This window comes from Pseudomonas sp. WS 5071 (assembly GCF_012985765.1).
Lineage (GTDB): Bacteria > Pseudomonadota > Gammaproteobacteria > Pseudomonadales > Pseudomonadaceae > Aquipseudomonas > Aquipseudomonas lundensis_A.
Window position 1 is genome coordinate 19,974 of sequence record NZ_JAAQWY010000013.1, and the last position, 19,285, is coordinate 39,258.

Annotated in this window: 18 protein-coding genes and 1 pseudogene; 7 read left to right on the forward strand and 12 right to left on the reverse strand. The window is 57.1% G+C overall.

The annotated features are described in order from the left end of the window. Positions 1–65: 65 nt before the first annotated feature. The 4 genes from hdeA to HBN61_RS10080 form a co-directional block, all read right to left on the reverse strand. Positions 66–383, reverse strand: a complete 318-nt coding sequence (gene hdeA, locus HBN61_RS10065; protein ID WP_170046679.1) for an acid-activated periplasmic chaperone HdeA — start codon at positions 381–383, stop codon at positions 66–68. Positions 384–702: 319 nt separating this feature from the next. Beyond that, complete coding sequence (locus HBN61_RS10070; RefSeq protein ID WP_170046680.1) at positions 703–1,740, reverse strand: zinc-dependent alcohol dehydrogenase family protein; 1,038 nt, start codon at positions 1,738–1,740, stop codon at positions 703–705. Positions 1,741–1,887: 147 nt separating this feature from the next. Further along, on the reverse strand, positions 1,888–2,259 hold the full coding sequence (locus HBN61_RS10075; protein ID WP_262373428.1) for a hypothetical protein: 372 nt from the start codon (positions 2,257–2,259) through the stop codon (positions 1,888–1,890). A gap of 25 nt (positions 2,260–2,284) precedes the next feature. Continuing rightward, on the reverse strand, positions 2,285–2,560 hold the full coding sequence (locus tag HBN61_RS10080) for a DUF2798 domain-containing protein (protein ID WP_094994482.1): 276 nt from the start codon (positions 2,558–2,560) through the stop codon (positions 2,285–2,287). A gap of 129 nt (positions 2,561–2,689) precedes the next feature. Between HBN61_RS10080 and HBN61_RS10085 the strand changes: the two genes are divergently transcribed. From HBN61_RS10085 to HBN61_RS10095, 3 genes are all read left to right on the forward strand, one after another. Beyond that, a complete protein-coding gene (locus tag HBN61_RS10085; RefSeq protein WP_094994483.1) occupies positions 2,690–3,622 on the forward strand; it encodes a LysR family transcriptional regulator in 933 nt (310 codons plus the stop codon). After that, complete coding sequence (locus tag HBN61_RS10090; RefSeq protein WP_262498750.1) at positions 3,598–5,505, forward strand: sensor domain-containing phosphodiesterase; 1,908 nt, start codon at positions 3,598–3,600, stop codon at positions 5,503–5,505. The genes HBN61_RS10085 and HBN61_RS10090 overlap by 25 nt, the downstream gene beginning before the upstream one ends. A gap of 545 nt (positions 5,506–6,050) precedes the next feature. Then, complete coding sequence (locus HBN61_RS10095; RefSeq protein WP_094994485.1) at positions 6,051–7,637, forward strand: ABC-F family ATPase; 1,587 nt, start codon at positions 6,051–6,053, stop codon at positions 7,635–7,637. 93 nt (positions 7,638–7,730) lie between these two features. On the opposite strand, the gene HBN61_RS10100 is transcribed toward HBN61_RS10095, so the two are convergent. Both HBN61_RS10100 and HBN61_RS10105 read right to left on the reverse strand, forming a co-directional pair. Then, a complete protein-coding gene (locus HBN61_RS10100; protein WP_170046681.1) occupies positions 7,731–8,762 on the reverse strand; it encodes an alpha/beta hydrolase family protein in 1,032 nt (343 codons plus the stop codon). A 173-nt stretch (positions 8,763–8,935) separates the two neighbouring features. Next, the gene (locus tag HBN61_RS10105; RefSeq protein ID WP_170046682.1) at positions 8,936–9,547 is read right to left on the reverse strand and encodes an FMN-dependent NADH-azoreductase; all 612 of its coding nucleotides are present in this window, start codon (positions 9,545–9,547) and stop codon (positions 8,936–8,938) included. Positions 9,548–9,674: 127 nt separating this feature from the next. Here HBN61_RS10105 and HBN61_RS10110 point away from each other — a divergent pair, with 127 nt between their 5' ends. After that, complete coding sequence (locus HBN61_RS10110) at positions 9,675–10,583, forward strand: LysR substrate-binding domain-containing protein (protein WP_094994488.1); 909 nt, start codon at positions 9,675–9,677, stop codon at positions 10,581–10,583. Continuing rightward, the gene (locus HBN61_RS10115; protein ID WP_249275387.1) at positions 10,580–10,939 is read left to right on the forward strand and encodes an MmcQ/YjbR family DNA-binding protein; all 360 of its coding nucleotides are present in this window, start codon (positions 10,580–10,582) and stop codon (positions 10,937–10,939) included. Before HBN61_RS10110 ends, HBN61_RS10115 begins: the two co-directional genes overlap by 4 nt. Before the next feature lie 17 nt (positions 10,940–10,956). On the opposite strand, the gene HBN61_RS10120 is transcribed toward HBN61_RS10115, so the two are convergent. Beyond that, positions 10,957–11,355, reverse strand: a complete 399-nt coding sequence (locus tag HBN61_RS10120) for a DUF1294 domain-containing protein (protein ID WP_170046720.1) — start codon at positions 11,353–11,355, stop codon at positions 10,957–10,959. A gap of 35 nt (positions 11,356–11,390) precedes the next feature. Then, complete coding sequence (locus tag HBN61_RS10125; protein ID WP_169962937.1) at positions 11,391–12,221, reverse strand: undecaprenyl-diphosphate phosphatase; 831 nt, start codon at positions 12,219–12,221, stop codon at positions 11,391–11,393. A 380-nt stretch (positions 12,222–12,601) separates the two neighbouring features. On the opposite strand from HBN61_RS10125, the pseudogene HBN61_RS22950 reads away from it, so the two are divergent. Both HBN61_RS22950 and HBN61_RS22955 read left to right on the forward strand, forming a co-directional pair. Further along, positions 12,602–13,288, forward strand: a pseudogene (locus tag HBN61_RS22950) (cache domain-containing protein); the annotation flags it as partial. Between the two features lie 123 nt (positions 13,289–13,411). Continuing rightward, a complete protein-coding gene (locus tag HBN61_RS22955; protein WP_432760251.1) occupies positions 13,412–14,146 on the forward strand; it encodes a methyl-accepting chemotaxis protein in 735 nt (244 codons plus the stop codon). A gap of 86 nt (positions 14,147–14,232) precedes the next feature. Here the strand turns inward: HBN61_RS22955 and HBN61_RS10135 are convergent, their stop codons facing one another. The 4 genes from HBN61_RS10135 to HBN61_RS10150 all read right to left on the reverse strand — a co-directional run bounded on the left by HBN61_RS10135 (position 14,233) and on the right by HBN61_RS10150 (position 19,243). Then, complete coding sequence (locus HBN61_RS10135; protein ID WP_170046684.1) at positions 14,233–15,597, reverse strand: TolC family outer membrane protein; 1,365 nt, start codon at positions 15,595–15,597, stop codon at positions 14,233–14,235. A 13-nt stretch (positions 15,598–15,610) separates the two neighbouring features. Beyond that, a complete protein-coding gene (locus tag HBN61_RS10140) occupies positions 15,611–16,942 on the reverse strand; it encodes an HlyD family type I secretion periplasmic adaptor subunit (protein WP_094994492.1) in 1,332 nt (443 codons plus the stop codon). Then, positions 16,939–18,693, reverse strand: coding sequence for a type I secretion system permease/ATPase (locus HBN61_RS10145; RefSeq protein WP_170046685.1), 1,755 nt, complete (start codon positions 18,691–18,693; stop codon positions 16,939–16,941). Before HBN61_RS10145 ends, HBN61_RS10140 begins: the two co-directional genes overlap by 4 nt. Before the next feature lie 154 nt (positions 18,694–18,847). Then, entirely contained in the window at positions 18,848–19,243 is a 396-nt protein-coding gene (locus tag HBN61_RS10150; RefSeq protein WP_170046686.1) for an AprI/Inh family metalloprotease inhibitor, read from the reverse strand. Positions 19,244–19,285: the final 42 nt, after the last annotated feature.

A 19,285-nucleotide genomic window follows, 5' to 3' on the forward strand; every position in this document is an offset into this window, starting at 1 on the left:
CGCGAATGCTACGGGCAGGCACAAGAGGGAAAGCCTGTACTCACAGCAAGTACAGGCCGGGACTGTTACATGTCTTTTTTAACTTTCGACCATTCTTCCTTGAGTTTTTGCACGAAGCTGGCTTTCTTGTCCTTCTCGCAAGCCGTGACGACCAGTGGGGTAATTTTCTCGACCCCTGCAACGTCGAGCACTGCATCTTCAACCTTGCCGGACTTATTGACTGCTTCGCCCAACCCCACTGCGGTGGGTCGGAAGCTTTCATCAACGGCCAGGAAACTTTCACACGTCCACTGAGAAACAGGTTGTTTGGTATCAGCAGCCTGCGCCAGTGTCGACAGTGCAACCAGGCTTGCAGTACCGAGAATCAGGAGGTGCTTTTTCATATGAATAATTCCCTATTATCAAATTGGCAATGACGTTAGTTCCGCCGCATGGAACATAGTTGTGGTTGGGGAACCTGTCAAAAAAGCGCGTCACAAAACCCGCCTTCTAACACCGTTTTGAATTAAATAAGCGCTGTAAATCAATAACTTAAAGAAATAACCAAAACTGTATAAATCACGTCTTTCATCTGACTTGGCCGGACTTTTCGAAAGCGCACACATGCCATGGCGTGAGCCTGATTTACACAGGCTCACGGCGCTGCCTCATTCACCCAAACAGCCCTGCTTATTAACGGCAACAGGCACCTGAAGGTTTAAATTATTGCGAAAGAATGACTTTCATGGCTTTTTCCTTGGCGGCGTTACCGAAGACTTCGTAGGCGTGAAGAATGTCGTTAAGTGCAAAGCGGTGAGTAATCAGTTTCCCCGCGTCAACTTTGCCGGACTGCACCGTTTTCATCAGCAGTGGTGTGGTGTTGGTATTCACCAGTCCCGTTGAAATAGTGATGTTCTGAATCCATAACTTTTCAAGGTGCAACTCAACACTTTTACCGTGCACCCCGACATTGGCTATATTGCCTCCCGGCGCGATCACTGACTGACACGTGTCAAAAGATGCCGGGATGCCGACAGCCTCGATGGCGACATCCACCCCCACCCCGCCGGTCAATTCAAAAATCCGCTCAACGGCGTTTTCCGTCTTGATATCGATGACGTGGGTTGCGCCAAACCGCTTGGCCACTTCAAGGCGGTTACTGTCTGCGTCGACCATGATTAATTGGCCGGGGGAGTAAAACTGGGCCGTTAATAACGCTGCCATGCCCACTGGGCCCGCCCCGACAATCACCACGCTGTCGCCCGGTTTGACCTTGCCAGCGAGCACGCCGATTTCAAAGCCGGTCGGCAGGATGTCACTCAACATCACCAGCGCTTCTTCATCGGCGCCTTCAGGCACGGGATACAGGCTGTTATCGGCATGGGGGATTCGCACGTATTCGGCCTGCGTGCCGTCGATCAGGTGCCCGAGGATCCAGCCACCGTCGGCGCAATGGGAATACATCTGACGCCGGCAGTTCGGGCAACTGCCGCAGGACGTTACACAGGAAATCAGCACATGGTCGCCGGGTTTGAAATTACGGATGGCCGGACCAACGGCTTCGACTACCCCGACCCCTTCATGCCCGAGCACGCGGCCGGAGGTCACTGCCGGCACATCGCCTTTAAGGATGTGCAGGTCTGTGCCGCAGATGGTGGTATGCAAAATTCGCACAATGGCGTCGGTGGGTTTATCGATAACGGGCTTGGGGATGTCGGCCCAGGCTTTTTCGCCGGGGCCTTGATAGGTGAGCGCTTTCATAGTGGCTTTCCTTTATCCGAATTGAAATCTGTTGCACCCGTCCTGACGGGCAGGAGGACCGGGTGCCCAAACGTCATGCGGACCAGTAAAGCAGTCTTTGGCCGTTATGCCGTTGCCGCAGGTCATAAAACCTTGGCGCCATAGCGATCAACGCTGTGGCGACACCGAAAAGTCTGTTTCGCCTCTGGCATCCGAGCGCATCTCAACCGTGTAGGCCTTGGACACCCCGCACCCGGTCACGTCCCAGGTTTCGCTGGCGCGCTCCACTGCCCCTGATGGCAATTGATGGATCCCTGTAATGGAGGTGTTTACCGCGTCAATAGAGCGGCATTGCGTCATGGCCGAAAATAGCAGCTCGACGTTTTTCATCACATCCTGGCGCAGCACTGGATCGGTAACGGATTGCCCGGAAAATTGCGGATTATGGGCACAGCCTGTTAAAGCAACCGCCGCGAAAGCGCAATGAAGGATGGCGAAGCGATGTTTGCCCTGCATGTTCACTCCTTGAAACGGCTCCATGCCGTGCGTCAAGCAATAGCACATATCAGCGCTGGGGATGAACCGTGAGGGCCACCAACTTCCCCACCACGGGGCGAACCACCAGAATGCACAGGAAGGCCACGGGCATGGCCAATCGATACGCGTGCAAAGCATTACTAAGGTAGTTCGGCCCTATTCCGGAATTGGCCGCCGTAATCACCAACGACATCAAGAACGCCATGATAGACGACATGTAAAAGGCGAAGACGTACGGCGTGGCGCGAGCCGTCAACCGTGAGGGTTTAAACATAAGGGTGTAGGAGCGGGATTTTGAATTCATGGTGTGCCTCTGAGGATTCTGTACCGGAGCAGTGACGCACCTTACCAACACACCCGCCTGTTCAGTAGACGGTCTGGCGTGCATGCTTTATAAACAAAAACTTACGAATCGATACGCAGGGATGTGCACATGAATCTGTTGGCTGCCATCGACAGCTTTATCAAAGTGGTTGAGACAGGCTCGGTGGTAGGCGCAGCCAAGCGACTGGGCGTGAGCGCTGCTGCCGTGAGTCAAACCCTCAATCGGCTTGAAGCCCACCTCGGCACACGGCTTTTGCAGCGCACCACCCGCAGCATGGCGCTGACCGAACGTGGTGCACTGTATTACGCAAAGGTGCAGCGCATTGCCTTTGATCTTGAGTCGGCTCAAGCCGCTATCACCCAGGCTGACGAAGACTTACAAGGACGTCTGTGCGTTGCCTCTACATCGGCGTTCGGCCGCCATGTATTGGCCCCGCTGATTGCAGAGTTCGCCACCCGCTACCCGCGCCTTACCCTGGAACTGTGCACCACGGACGGCAAAATCAATCACATTCAAAGCGGTTTTGACGTGAGCCTGCGCATCAGGCCCCAACTGGAAGATGGCATCGTGGCGCGCAAGTTGGTCTGCGTTCCGTTTATTGTGTGCGCGGCCCCGGCCTACCTGGAGCGTGCAGGCTGGCCAGAGTCGTTCAATGCGCTGGCCCATCATGCCTGCCTGGGTTTTCGGTATCCCCTGGACGGGCGTTTTCTGCGCTGGGGATTTTTCAGCGAGGGTCAGCATCAGTACGCAGCACTAAATATCACGGCCATCAGTGACGACATTGATGCACTCGCGCAAATGGCCATTCACGGCGCTGGCATTGCGCGCCTCGCTGAATTCGTGGCCAGACCTTACATCGACGCTGGCCAGTTGATCCCGTTGCTGCAACGCACGCATGCCCCCAGCGAGTCCTACGCCGAGCCATTGGACATTTATGCCTGCGTGCAAAGCCGAGAAGCCATGACTCCTAAAGTCAGGGCCTTTCTGAGCTACCTGGATGAAGCCCTCACACACCGATGGCCGTCACTTACAGCGCCCTGACGGGCAACCACTGGATGACGCGAGAACGGCAGCCGCCACTGTCCCTTGCGGCCAGCCAACGGCGCGTTGTTGACAAAAGTCATCGCCTTTGCTCTGGGGTCACGGTAATTTATGAACCTTGTACAAGTCGCGGGTACGGAGCGAACGTGATGGATGAGCATGCAGGGCTGGATCCGTATGAACTCAGGCGTCTCAGGCGTGTAGCCGAGCTTTGTCCTCCTCAGGAAGCGGCAGACGAGGTGTTCGACAAAATAGTCGCCATGACCTCTGCTTACTTTCACGTGCCCATTGCATTGATCTCCATCGTAGAAGAACACCGGCAATGGTTCAGGGCGTATGTCGGGCTCGACAGGCGCGAAACCCCGCGAGACTTGTCTTTTTGTGCCCATACCCTTACGCACAACACGCTCTTTGAGGTCCTCGATGCCACCCAAGATCCCCGTTTCGACGCTAACGAGCTGGTCTCAGGCAGCCCATATATTCGTTACTACGCCAGCGCCCCGCTGATAACGGCTGAAGGGTTTAACCTGGGAAGCCTTTGCATTATCGACACGTGCCCCCGAGCGCCAATGAGCTCGGCCCAGAAGGCCATGTTGTTGGATTTTGCAGAGCTGACCATGATGCGAATTCTGAGCGTCCGTTCGCGCAATTTTGTTGATCAACCCACCGGGCTCTTCAATCGCCTGCGCTTTGAAGAAGATATTCGGCAATCCATCGCCAGTGATAAAAAGTGCCAGGTGTATTCAGTCGACGTGATCGCCCCCCAATCACTCAACGATGTGGTCAAAGCGCTGGGGTATAGCTTTGCGCAGGACCTGATACTGGCCATCAAAGCACGGTTGCAACACCTCATACCGGCCGGCACGCTGCTTTATAAAATTAGCCCGACCCGTTTCGGTTTCATTCTTGGCGAACACACCTGCATAGACAGTGTGTGCCAAAAAATCATTGACGACTTCAAAACGCCAGTTGAGTGCCAGCATATCCCCATCCTGATGCAAATCGGGATGGGGGTGCTGCCCATCGTTGACGCATCGCAAAAAGATCAAGACTGGTTACGGCTCGTTGTCAGCGCTGCGGATCTTGCCAGGGACCAGAACACAGGCTGGTCGCTCTATGAGCCTAAACTGGACGCAGCGCAACGCCGTGCTTTCATGATTTTGAGCTCGCTTAATGAAGCCCTTTGTAGCGATCATCAGCTCAGTCTGGTGTATCACCCAAAAATAAAACTGCCCGATTTGGCCTGTGACAGTGTTGAAGCCCTAATAAGGTGGAACCATCCCACGCTAGGCGCGATCGGTCCTGCGGAGTTCATTGCGCTGGCTGAAAAGACCGCTTTGATGCAGTCCATCACTTTTTGGGTTTTAGACGCACTCATCCAGCAAGCACGCGCATGGGCGTCTGAAGGTTTACAGATACGCATTGCGATGAACGTGACGGTGAGCGACTTACAAGACACCAAGTTTGTCGACACGATAGAAGACGCCATCACAACAGGACGCCTCGCGCCCCACATGATCGAGCTGGAACTGACTGAAAGCATTTTGATGTCAAAACCCGCGTCCGTCATGCACGAACTGGAGCGCGCGCGAACGTTGGGCCTGCACATCGCCATTGATGACTTTGGCACGGGCTACAGCAATTGGGCGTACCTGCGAAAACTGCCTGCGCAGACGGTCAAACTTGACCAGTCGCTGGTCAGGACACTTCTGACCAGCCCTCAAGACCGACGCTTGGTTAAAACACTGATCGAGCTGGCCAAAGGATTGAATTACCGCGTGGTGGCTGAAGGCGTTGAAAATCACGATATTTTGCGCCTGATCACCGAGTGGGGTTGCTCAGAAGCTCAGGGATATTTGATCACCCCCCCTAACCGCCAGTGAACTTGCACAGTGGTTAGGCCAGGGAGGATTCAACCCCAGCCATGCCCTAGCCGTGCGGGCCAGCCCCGGTTGAACCGGGCGCAGCGCGAAATCGTTGGGTAATAAACACGCGCTGAAGTGCCAGGCTTTCAAGCCCTGCGCGCCCTACCAATAACCCCCTAAACTGCCACGGCATCAGAAGGCTGAACGGGACACAACAGGCGTACCAATGCTTATCCCCTGTTCAGCCACCTTCCCCCGTTGTAAAACCTGAACGATCGCGTTTTCCAGGCAATCAACGATTGCCCCTTGAAAACTGGGTCTTGCGCGATCGGCCGCAGTGCATCTGGCGTCCCACCTATGCGACAATGCGCGGCATGTCTGGCATGAAACCCCGCATTCATTTCTCAGCAGCTTGGCCACAGTGTCCCAATGTTGCTGTCGACTTATGCGCGTTGGATCGACTCAAGCCCCGACCGGCGTGAGCCTGAGTCACTCCAAATGGGTACCACTTGTTGGGCCCCAGCCCAAATACGCGCTCTCTAAGCTATTGATAGGTAAAGTAATTGATCTCCACAGCTAACATCACGATGCAATTCGGCGCCAAGCCGCTTTTCGAGAACGTTTCAGTCAAGTTCGGCGCAGGCAACCGTTATGGTTTGATCGGTGCCAATGGTTGCGGCAAGTCCACTTTCATGAAAATCCTCGGTGGCGATCTTGAACCGTCGGGCGGCCAGGTGATGCTCGAGCCGAATGTGCGCCTGGGTAAGTTGCGTCAGGATCAGTTCGCCTACGAAGAATTCACCGTGATCGATACCGTGATCATGGGCCACGAAGAGCTGTGGAAGGTCAAGGCTGAGCGTGACCGTATCTACTCGCTGCCTGAGATGACTGAAGAAGACGGCATGGCGGTCGCGGAACTCGAAACCGAGTTTGCTGAAATGGACGGTTACACCGCTGAATCCCGTGCGGGCGAATTGCTGCTCGGTCTGGGCATTGGCATCGAACAGCACAACGGTCCGATGAGCGAAGTCTCGCCGGGCTGGAAACTGCGCGTTTTGTTGGCTCAGGCACTGTTTTCCGATCCCGAAGTGCTGCTGCTCGACGAACCGACCAACCACCTGGATATCAACACCATCCGCTGGCTGGAAAACGTGCTTACCCAGCGCAACAGCCTGATGATCATCATCTCCCACGATAGACACTTCCTGAACAGTGTTTGTACCCATATGGCCGACCTGGATTACGGCGAGCTGCGCCTGTTCCCGGGCAACTACGATGAGTACATGACGGTTGCCACGCAGTCCCGTGAGCAACTGCTGTCGGACAACGCCAAGAAGAAAGCCCAGATCAACGAACTGCAATCGTTCGTGAGCCGCTTCTCGGCCAACGCCTCCAAAGCCAAGCAGGCAACCTCCCGTGCCAAGCAGATCGACAAGATCCAGCTGGCCGAGGTCAAGCCTTCCAGCCGTGTGAGCCCGTTTATCCGCTTTGAGCAGACCAAAAAGCTGCACCGTCAGGCGGTCATCGTTGAGCACATGGCCAAAGGCTTTGACGGCAAAACGCTGTTCAAAGATTTCAGTTTCACCATTGAAGCCGGCGAGCGCGTCGCGATCATTGGGCCGAACGGTATTGGTAAAACCACGCTGCTGCGCACACTGGTTAACGAACTTACTCCGGATGCGGGCACTGTGAAGTGGACCGAAGCCGCTGAGTTGGGTTACTACGCCCAGGACCATGCCCACGACTTTGAAGATGACATGACCCTGTTCGACTGGATGGGTCAGTGGACACAAGGCGAGCAAATGGTGCGTGGCACCTTGGGCCGCATGCTGTTCTCCAACGACGAGATCCTCAAGTCGGTCAAAGTGATTTCCGGTGGTGAGCAAGGCCGCATGCTGTTCGGCAAGCTGATCCTGCAAAAGCCTAACGTTCTGGTGATGGACGAGCCGACCAACCACTTGGACATGGAATCCATCGAAGCCTTGAACCTCGCCCTGGAAAACTACCCGGGTACGCTGGTCTTCGTCAGCCACGACCGTGAGTTCGTGTCCTCGCTGGCCACGCGCATTATCGAGCTGAGCCCAAGCGGCGTGATCGATTTCAGCGGTACATACGATGACTACCTGCGCAGCCAGGGTGTGGTGTTCTGATTTCAGGCCTCCCCTGATTGAACCGCGTCGTGCAGAAAACCCGTCCCCGTGACGGGTTTTCTACGTCTGAGGCCCTCGCGGGCGCTCACCTCATCACGGGTCTGCCGTGCGCAATCCAGTGTGGGAGCGGCTCGTTAATGACTGGCGAAAAAAACGCCCGGCTTCATAAATAAGATCACGGTGAACGTCTTCGCGGTCGACACCCTCGGCATCGGTACACAAACCGGGCATGGTCGCCATCTGCTCATCCGTGCAGGGCGCCATAAACACAAAGTGCCCGGCGCCCGGTATGATTTTGAACTCGGGCGCAGTGGGTAATTTACGGGCAAGTGCATCAGAATTTTTGTCCGGAAAGACCAGTTTGTCGCCATCCCCGCTGTAAAGCAGCACGGGCACATGGACCTCGGACAGGGTGTCTCTCCCGAACATCAAGCTCAGCGGTGCCAGCAACAACAGCGCCTGAACGCGAGCATCCGCCACCGGAACAAGATCATCCCGGTCTGCAATCAATTCACCCTGCCTGGTACACGCATCGCGATCCCCCGGCCGTTCCTGGCAATAGCGCCGTAGACGCTCCAGATCAGGCTGCGCACCGCCCAGGATCAGCGCCGTCTCCCCCCCGGCTGAATAGCCAATTACACCGACTTCATCAGGCACTGCATACCGCGACAGGCGCCTGTCTCGCAGCGTCGCGTCGATCGCGGCGGATATCTGCATCGGCCTGCCATACAAGTTACTCAACGTGCCCAGGCGGCTGTGGTCCTTATAGTTGTCACCGGGGTGCAGCACCGCCACCACGACAAACCCTTTGCGCGCCAATGCCGTGGCCACGTCATGCAATGCCAGCGGCGTACCGGTGTTGCCATGGGAGAGCATCAACAATGGATAACGGCCCGTCGCTATGCGGGCGTTTTCCGTTGCATCAATTTGATAAGTGCCAATCCTGCTGCGCCCTTCTTTACCCGTTGATGGATAGAAGGCGATGGCATGCATCGGCCGCTCATCCAGCGGATCGAGAAACGTAAGTCGATGAAACCCGACACTCCAGTGGAGGGACGGCTCGGCCTGCACCGCCCAAGGGCTGCAAAACAAGAAAAGCATGAGAAGTGCACGCGCACGCACCATGATCGCTCACCGTTGAAGGCGTTTCGCCGGTATGCCCCAGGCCTGAACCCGAGTAGGTGTGGAATGCACGGTTCAGGCCAGGCTTTTGGCTCAACATGCAAAAAACTCCGTACCCGGGCCATTTGCTGACAGCCAGAATACAGAGTTTAGGGGGTGGCGCCGTGCCCGAAAGCTTACGCTGCGCTGAACAAGTCTTCAGTAATGTGCGCCTGAGCATCGTTCATGGCTTTGTTGCGAACGTCATCGCCATAAGCCAGCCCGTGGGCACGAACGAACTGAACATCGGTGATGCCCATAAAACCGAGCATGACCTTCAAGTAGTCTTCATGCGCAAGCCCGGTAGGCTGACCGGCGTGCAAACCGCCAGAAGTCGACACCACAATCACTTTTTTATTGCCGCACAGGCCTTCAGGGCCGGCGTCGGTGTAGCGAAATGTCTGACCGGCGACAGCGATGCGGTCAATCCATGCCTTGAGTTGGGTCGGAATAGTGAAGTTGTACATGGGCGCTGCAATGACCACGGCATCAGCGGCCAGAAACTGTGTCAGGGTATCGGCGCTCAGTTGCGCTTCGTGCGACTGCGCAGCATCGCGAAGTTCAGCCGGAGTACCTGTAGCCACCAGCGTAGCGGCTGAAAAGTGCCCGATGGCTTCGGCCGCCAGGTCGCGATAGCTCACTTCAATGCTCGGATCAGCCGCTTTCCAGGCATTGACCACGGCACGACTCAGCTGTCGCGAAGCCGAGTTGTCGCCCAAGATGCTCGAATCGATATGCAAAACGTTCATGGTGATCTCCAGAGGTGAGGACCGCCGCCCGGCGATCAAGTGGTGTGGATGCTACCCATGAAAGCAATCGACGATAAGTCACGCCTCATGCGATAGTTCGTCCCACCTGTAGGACAGTGAGCACTTCATGCAAGACCTGAACGATCTGTATTACTTCGCCAAAGTGGTGGAGGCCGGTGGATTTGCTGCGGCGGGACGCGTATTAGGGATTCCGAAATCCCGGTTGTCGAGGCGCGTGGCCGAACTTGAAGAACGCCTTGGCGCGCGCCTGCTGCAACGCACCACCCGTCAGCTCAAACTGACAGCCGTAGGAGAGCGTTACCTGCGCCACTGTCAGGCGATGCTGCTGGAAGCGGAAATGGCAGACGAAGCTGTGGCCAGCATGTCGAGCGAACCGCGTGGCCCGCTGCGGGTTTCATGCCCTGTCGGGCTTGCCCATGAGTTCATGCCTGAAGTCATCAGCTCCTTTTTACACACCTATCCTCATGTGCAGCTAGAAATGATGCTGCTCAACCGCCGTGTGGACCTGATCACAGAGGGCATTGACGTGGCCCTGCGTGTGCGTGAGCTGGGGGACGAAGACCCGCTGCTGGCCACCCGCCGTCTGCGGCAGGCGCAAACCGTGATGGTCGCCAGCCCTGCATTTGCCCGGCAATGGCCAATCGAACACCCGGACGACTTGAAGGCAGTACCCGTGCTGGGCGCGCTTGAAGCCGACCGCATGGTCCACTTGCGCATGCTCGATGAGCTGGGCAGCCGCTGTGACCTGGTACTGGAGGCGCGCTTGGGCATTGATGATTTTATCGTGCGTAAAGCCTGCACCCTGTCGGGCCTGGGCTTTACCGTACTGCCCATGATGTATTGCGAGCAGGAGTTGCAATCCGGCCAACTTGTACAGCTGCTGCCCAACTGGTCATTACCGGGGGGTTGGTTACATGCCGTCTACCCGCATCGTCGTGGGGTGATGCCCGCCGTTCGCGCCTGGATGGAACACTTGGTTGAATCGTTCGAACGCTGTGGAGATAAGCTGCTATGAGCACCGACAGGATGAACAGGGAAGAGATTGCTGATTTTTGCCGTGGCTTGCCCGGTGTCAAGGAAGACATCAAGTGGGGAGGTGTGCAGGTGTTCTACGTTGACCAGAGCAAGATGTTTGCGCTGTTCAACCTGAATAAGGACGGGCTGTCGTTCAAGGTCGATCACACATTGTTTCTGGGCTATGTCGATCGGCCCGGCATACGCCCCTCCCCGTATTTGGCACGGGCGTACTGGATCAACATGCAGCCCCCCTACCCCATGGGCGCCGAGGAACTGCAAGACGCGCTGCGCCGCTCCCACCAACTGGTGGTGGCCAAACTGCCGAAAAAGCGCCAGATCGGGTTACTGCTCTGACGCGTTTTCACTCGGAGCTAAAGGTCCAGCAGGGTCATTTTCAAAAACAGCACATCGATCCAGATCGCCTGATGCACGGCCACAATCAGCCAGAACCAGAGTTGAAAGGAGACCTTGCGCGTCTTGTGCCGCAACAGTTGCTGCGCCACACACGCGCCGGGCCAGCCACCCAACAGTTCAACGCCGTGCAATACCTTCTCCGGTGTGCGCCACTGGCCGGCTTTGGCCTGCTGCTTGTCATACCAGTACAACCCGAAGGCCAGCACACTCATGACCAGATAAATCAGTAACGGTACGCGGCTGACACCGGTAACGAATAACGTTGCCGCGCCGCCCACCGGCAAGGCGCACAGCGCTGCAAAGAGGACCAGTTTTACCTTCAACCCACGGATCGGGCCGTTGCCACGCTCAGGCATGCCCACATATTCGCGACGCTCTCGGACTGATTTGTTCACGCAGAAGCCGCCGTCCAGTTAATCCAGCCAAACTGCCAGGTGGCGAGAATCAACATCCCGAACGCGATGCGGTACCAGGCAAATGCCGCGTAACTGTGGTTGGAAATAAACTTCAACAACGCACGCACTGCAATCATTGCGAACACAAAAGAGGTCACAAAGCCAATCGCGAACACGGGCACGTCGTCAGGCTGAAACAAATGGCGGTATTTGTAACCCGAGTACACCGCCGCGCCGACCATCGTCGGCATTGCCAGAAAGAATGAAAACTCTGTGGCCGCCTTGCGCGATAACCCGAACAGTAAGCCGCCAATAATCGTAGAACCCGACCGCGAGGTGCCGGGGATCATGGCCAGACACTGCGCAAAACCGATCTTCACCGCGTCTTTCCACGTCATGTCATCGACCGTTTCGGCGTGAATAACGTGCGGGCGGCGTTCGGCCCAGAGCATGATCACCCCGCCAATCACCAGCGCCGCAGCCACAGTGATGGGGTTGAACAGGTACTCGTGAATCGTGTCGGCAAAGATGATGCCCAGCACCACCGCAGGCAACACAGCGATCATCAGGTTGACGGTAAAGCGGCGTGCATTGGGTTGGGTGGGCAACCCGGTGATGACATCCAGAATTTTGCGCCGGAACTCCCAGACCACGGCCAGGATGGCACCGAGCTGAATGATGATGTTGAACGCCATGGCTCGCTCACCACCGAAATTGAGCAAGTCTGCGACGATGATCTGGTGGCCTGTACTGGAGATTGGCAAAAATTCCGTCAGGCCTTCTACCACGCCGAGTATCAACGCCTGTGCGGCAGTCCAAAGATCCATTGTTCCCCCATAAAGCCCCGCATCGTGCCGGGCTGATTATTGAAAAGTAAGTGTCTGCAACCGCTGCCGCGGGGTGGGTTACAACTGTGGATTTTCGCCAGTGCGATGTGAAAAAAGTGTCGGAAATCAAGAAACTTACAGGTTTTCCCGTTTCGGCCGAGATCCTATCAGACACATTCGCTTTTCGCTGCTATGACATTAGACCCAAGTCGCATGGGCCGAGTCGTTAAAGCATGCTTGGATGCCAGTCAGTGTCGACTACAAGAAGAAAAACAAGGAGTGACCGTTCTATGAATACCTTACGCAAGTTGTCTATCAGCCGTCGGTTGTGGCTGATTTTGCTCGTGGCCATGGCCATGCTTCTGGCGTTGGGTTTGTTGATGCTCAAGCAGATCCATGACGACCTCTATCAGGGCAAGGTGCAGAAGACCCAACACGTCGTACAGACCGCCAGCGGCATCCTGAACTACTACCATGGGCTCGAAACCGCTGGCAGCCTGAGCCGCGACGCCGCTCAGCAGCAGGCGTTAGGTGTCATCAGCCAACTGCGTTACGACCACGACGACTACTTCTGGATCAACGATCTGCGGCCTTACATGGTCATGCACCCCACCAACCCCAAGCTCGATGGCAAAGACCTCGCCGCGATCAAGGACCCGGACGGCTTTGCGATTTTCAGCGAGATGGCGTCACTGGCTAAAGCCAAAGGCGCGGGCATGGTGGATTACCGCTGGCCTAAACCGGGCTCTGAAGCCCCGGTGCAGAAAACCTCCTACGTGCAATTGTTTGAACCTTGGGGCTGGGTCCTCGGCTCCGGTGTGTACATCGATGACATGCAGGCCGAGTTCTGGGGCCAGGTCTGGAAAGCCTGCGGGGTCGGGCTGGGCATTGCGCTGATCATGGGCGTGCTGGTAACTGTGATCGCCCGCAGTATCGTGCGCCCTCTGGATGAAGCCGTTCAGGCCATGGCCAACATTGCCAGCGGCGAGAGCGACCTGACCCGCAGCCTGGACACCCATGGTCAGGATGAAGTCACCGCGCTGGCTCAACACTTCAACGGGTTTGTTGCCAAATTGCGCAATGTGGTGAGTCATTTGCAGTCAACGGCTACGGCGCTGGATCAGTCGTCCACGCAAATGGGACACGATGCCAGCGAGGCCCAGCAGCGTAGCCTGCAACAGGCCTTGCAGATGGATCAGGTCGCCACGGCGATCAACGAAGTCACTTATGCCGTGCAGGATGTGGCCAAAAACGCAGAGCATGCGGCCAGTGAAATGCGCGGGGCGCAGGATCAGGCCCAACAGGGCCAGCACAACATTGACAGCAGCTTGCAGCAAATCGACGACCTGTCCGGCACGATCAATCAGGCCGTGGACGTGATCCGAACGCTGGCCTCGCAAACCAGTGACATCAGCACAGTGCTGGAAGTGATCCGCTCGATTGCCGAGCAAACCAACCTGCTGGCCCTGAACGCGGCCATTGAAGCCGCGCGTGCGGGTGAGCAGGGCCGCGGTTTTGCGGTGGTGGCGGACGAAGTGCGTTTGCTGGCGCAGCGCACACAAAAGTCGACCGCCGATATTCAGGCCATGATCGAGGGGCTGCAAAAGCACTCTGAAGCGGCCGTCAACGTCATCGCCAGCAGCAGCCGTGCGTCTCAATTGACCATCGAACAAGCGACGCAGGCCGGGCAAAGCTTGAGCAGTATCGGTCAGGCGCTTAACAACCTGAACGGCCTTAACGCGTCGATTGCCAGTGCAACGCTGCAACAAGCCCATGTGGTAGAAGACATCAACCAAAACGTGACACAAGCTGCGGGCTTGTCGCAAAGCACTGCGCAGGCAGCCGAGCAATCAAGTATTGCCAGCCTGCACCTCAAGGAGCTGAGCGTGCAACTGGGTCAGTTATTGCGCCAGTTCAAGGTGTAGAGGTGTAGAGGTGTAGACACCAGCGCGGCGCAGGGTGTCCCTGCGCCGCTTTCCACACGCGTTGGCCCTTGAGCCGCTCATCGTCATTAGTGCGCCTGCCGCATGTCCCCACGGGGCACAAAGGCCTCATCGACCCGTGCCAGGTCCTGCTCACGCAACGTGCCCGCGTAAAAATGCAATTTGGTCCACGCCAGCAAGTAGTCATAGCGCGTCTGCGCCAGATCGCGTCGCGTGCTGTAAAGCTGCTGCTCTGCATTCAGGGCATCGAGGTTGACCCGCTCTCCCCCAAGAATGCTTTGCCGGGTCGAGACCACCAGTGCCTCGGCCGAGGTCAGGGCTTTCTGATACGCCCGTAATTTGCTGACCCCCGACTGACACGCGTTGAACTGGCGCCGCAACTCGATCAGCGTCTCCCGGGTTTTACCTTCCAGCTCGTATTCGACCTGGGACAGGTTGCTGCTGGCTTGACGCACGGACGCCGATACACCACCGCCTGAATACAGGGGCAGGCTAATTTCAATGCCAATGGTGTTGGTGTCATAGCGCTGGTTGTAGGTGTTGCCGCTTTCAGACTCCATTTTGCGCACGCTGGCGTAGGCATTGAGTTTTGGCAAGTGTCCGGCACGGTTGCGTTCAACCTCGTAACGCGCAACGTCCAGTGCTTCGCGCTGGGAGGCCAGCACGGGGTTATTGGCCAGCGCTATGTCGTGCCAAGTCGAAAACTGAGCGGGCTCCAGCGCGAAGGTGCTGAAGCTATGGGCTAAAGGGGTTAACTGATCGATGTCCACGGTTGGCTGACCAATCAGGGCACCCAGCTCGCGCAACGCAGCGTCCTGCTCATCCTGAGCCTGAATTTCTTCGGCGGTGGCCAGTTCGTAGCGTGATTCTGCTTCAAGAATGTCGGTACGAGTGCCTTCACCCTGTCGAAACATGTGCTCGTTTTGTCGGAATTGTTGCTCGTAGGCTTTTTTCTTTGCGCGAGCATTCTCGATTTGGTCCTGCGCAAACAAAGCCTGGGTGTAGTGGGTCAAGACGCGCACCAAAAGTGCCTGACTCTTGCTGCGAAACGTCTCGTTGGCGAACAGCGATTGCGCGACCCCCTTGCGGTAGTTGGCGTAAGCCTCGTAGTCAATCAAGGGCTGCTGGAGCATGAACGTCGAACCATAGCTGTTGTAGTTGCGGTCCTCGTGGCGGTTGCCCTTGTCATTCAAGTACGTGGCTTTGGAGTTGTTACGCCCCTTATTGTAGTTGTACGACAACTTGGGCAGCAGCCCCGCGCGACCGATGATGCGGTTTTCCAGCCCAGCGTCGCGTTCCTGAATCGCCCCGAGAAACTCGGGATCGTTGCGCAACGCTTGTTCATACACCTGAAACGGACCCATTGCCTGCGCGCTGGCAACCATTGCCGCCCATAACGCCCACCCCAGGCACACTTTTGAAGCTACTTTCATACGTCGCAATTTCCTATCGCTCAGTCAACGCAGAACCTGCGCGATCCAACAGTGGTTTGAACAGGTAATTGAGCAGCGAACGCTCGCCCGTGCGTACAAACATTTCAGCTGGCATGCCAGGTTTGATCACCAGGCCGTTGAGTTTTTCCAGCGCCTGGTTGCTCACTGAACTGCGCAGCACGTAATACGGCATGCCGGTTTTCTCATCCAGCAACTGGTCGGCCGAGACCAGGCTGACTTCGCCCGAGACCCGGGGCGTACTGCTCTGATTGAATGCGGTGAACAGAATGTCCACCGGCAGCTCACTGCCCACCCGATCCACCAGATTCACTGGCAGGCGCCCTTCGACTTCCAGCCGCGTCCCTTGAGGCACGATTTCCAGCAAGGTTTCACCGGCACGGACCACCGCGCCTTCGGTATGCACCCCCAAATTCACCGCAATACCGTCAGCCGGCGCGGTAATTTCACTGTGCTGAAGGTCAAACCCGGCGGACGCCAATTGCTGTTCAAGGGTCAGGCTCTTGAGCTGCGCGTCGGCCAGTTGGGTGCGAACTTCCTTTTGATATTCGTCGATGTGTTGCGCCAGTTTGAGACGCGACTCAAGGATGCCTTGCTCGATGCGCCCGCTTTCCCCGGTGTTTTGCGCCATGTCTTGTTGTACTTGTGACAACTGACGTTCGTACTCCATCAGGCGGTTGCGCGGGATGTAGCCGTTTTCAGCCAGCGGCCGCAGGTTGATCAACTGCTGACGCAGGGAGTCGGCTTGGGCTGCCAGATCTCCCCGCGCACGGCGCATGCCGGCTAATTGTTGGGTGGCGCCTTCGATGCTGGCCTTGAGCCCGGACTGTTCGCGGGCGAAGGCTTCGCGACGGCTACTGAACAACTGCTGCTGACCTTCCAGCACCAGCGCCAGCCGTGGGTCCGGGTCGCGGCTCAACTCGGGCGGGAAACTCACATGCTGCAAGTTGTCACGCTCACTTTGCCAACGTGCCGTGCTGGCCCACGCCATGCGGTACTGCGCGCGTAACGATTGCACATCGGCTTCGACCTGGGTCCGGTCCAGCCGAAAAAGCGGTTCACCCTGATGCACCGCCTGGCCCTCGCGCACCAGAATTTGACTGACCACGCCCGCGCCCAATGACTGGACGGCCTTGCGTTTACCTGACACCACGACTGTGCCCTGCACCGGGATACCTTCATCCAGCGGCGCAAGGCTGGCCCAGGCAAAGAAACTGCCGGCGCCGACCAGGGTCAGGATCCAGCCGATGCGCACGTAAAACCCGGCGCCACGTTCCGCTGGTTGCGGCTGTTGTTGATTGTTCATGGTGCGTGCGTCCTTGCTCATGCGCCGCTGCTGCGCGCTTGTGCCTGATTCGGGGGTTGGATGCTGGTGGCGGCAGCCTGTTGTTGCTGAGCGCCAGTCAGAGCCTTGAGCACCTCGGCGCTCGGCCCGAACACCTGCGTGCGGCCTTCGTTGAGCACCAGCAATTTGTCGGCCTGCGCCAACGACGCAGAACGATGCGTCACCAGCACCACGGTGCAGCCTTGCGCCTTGAGCTGGGCAATGGCACGGGTCAGCGCCGCGTCGCCCACGGCATCCAGGTTGGAATTGGGTTCATCGAGCACCACCAGACGCGGACCGCCATACAACGCGCGGGCCAGCGCCACCCGCTGCTTCTGGCCGCCGGACAAGCCGCTGCCGTCGTCTCCCAGCAGGGTGTCGTAGCCTTGCGGCAGGCGCAGGATCATCTCGTGCACCCCGGCTTGCTGTGCGGCCGCCACCACCTGTTGCGGGTCGGCGTCACGGAACCGCGCAATGTTGTCAGCGATGGAGCCGCTGAACAGTTCAATGTCTTGGGGCAAATAGCCGATATAGGGCCCCAGCTGGTCGCGGTTCCATTGGTGGATATCCGCGCCGTCCAGACGCACCGTGCCCGCCAGGGTCGGCCATACACCGACGAGCACCCGGGCCAGTGTCGACTTGCCGGAACCCGAGGCCCCGAGCACACCCAACACCTCGCCCGCCTGCAGACTGAAACTGACCTGATGCAAGGTCGGCAGGCGGACGCCGGGAGGCGCCGCGCTGACCTGTTCAAAACTCAGGTGCCCGTTGGGCGCAGGCAACGCCATGTTCTCTTGCGCAGCGGGATGCTCGCGCAACAAATTGTCCAGCCGCTGATAGGCCAGCTTGGCGGAACTCCACTGTTTCCAGACCGCAATCAGTTGATCGATAGGGCTAAGCACACGGCCCATGAGAATTGAACCGGCGATCATCATGCCTGCGCTCATGTCGCCTTGAATCACCAACAAAGCCCCCAGCCCCAACACCAGCGATTGCAGGCACAAGCGCAAGGTTTTACTCACCGAGCCAATGACTGCGCCCGTGTCGCTGGCGTTGTTCTGCTCGGTCAGGAAACGTGAGTGCACGTTGAACCAACGTTTGCGTAAAACACCCAGCATGCCCATCGCCTGAATGGTCTCGGCATTGTGCAGATGGCTGGTGGCCAACTGACTGGATTGTTGCGAATACACGCTGGCCTGGCTGAGAGACTTACGGGTCATGACTTCATTGACACAGGCCAGCGCGATCAACACGGCTGCACCCGCCGTGGCGAACACACCCAGCCAGGTGTTGAACAGATAGATGACAAACAGGTACACCGGAAACCACGGCGCATCGAAAAAAGCGAATAATGCCGGGCCGGTGACAAATTGACGAATCAGGGTCAGGTCGCCCAACGCCTGACCGGCATGGGCCTGACCGCTGAACAGGTTGCGCTCAAACGCTGCACGGTATACCTGCTGGTTGAAACGGCGTTCCAATTGGCTGCCGATACGTATCACGATAAAACTGCGAACGGTTTCCAGCGTGCCGATAAAGATAAAAAAACCCACCACCATCAAGGACAGCATCGCCAGCGTGGTGGTGTTCTGTGATGACAACACCCGGTCATACACCTGAAGCATATAAATAGAAGGCACGAGCATCAGGATATTAATCAGGGCCGTAAAACACCCGACACTGATAAGAATTTTTTTATAGTCGGCCAATACATGTATCAGGGGCGCGACGGGACTGCTTTTCAGCCGCTTCATGAATCTTCCTTGATCAATAAACCACGTCCACAGGCACGGGCGAGTGTCTGTCAGCAGCCCTCGTTGCCGCTCACTGCTTTTATGTGTTCAAGCCTGATCCGGTCTTTACAGGAATAACTGATCCGGCCTGAATAACTTCATTCGCGTGATCGCATTAATTCACACTTTGTAAGTGCGCCCTTTTCATTATCAGGGTCTTTTCACCGTCCACTGCACCTTCATAGAGACCCGCTTCACGCAACGCCAAGAACAATGACTGTGTTCCGTCCTTTGCGATTAACAAGATGCCGTCAGGCGTGGGCGACCAGGTGGTCGGCGTTCGGCCCAACCAGGCATGTAAACAACGCGCCTGCGCACTGAAGGTGCGGTCTTTTTTCAATTTAACCGTGCACGCGTCCTGCTCGGCCCCTTGCAGATAAAACGTCCAATTGCCCGCCACTTGCGCGGGGCTTAATAACATCAGCGAACTGGCCATGGCGCTCTCTGTGGTTGTAAACAGCACTGCAACTACGCAGGCCATTGCTTTTATGAAGCGGTTAGCAGTGTTCATGAGACCTCGGCGTAGTGCCAGAAGGCAGCGCTTGCGCGCTGC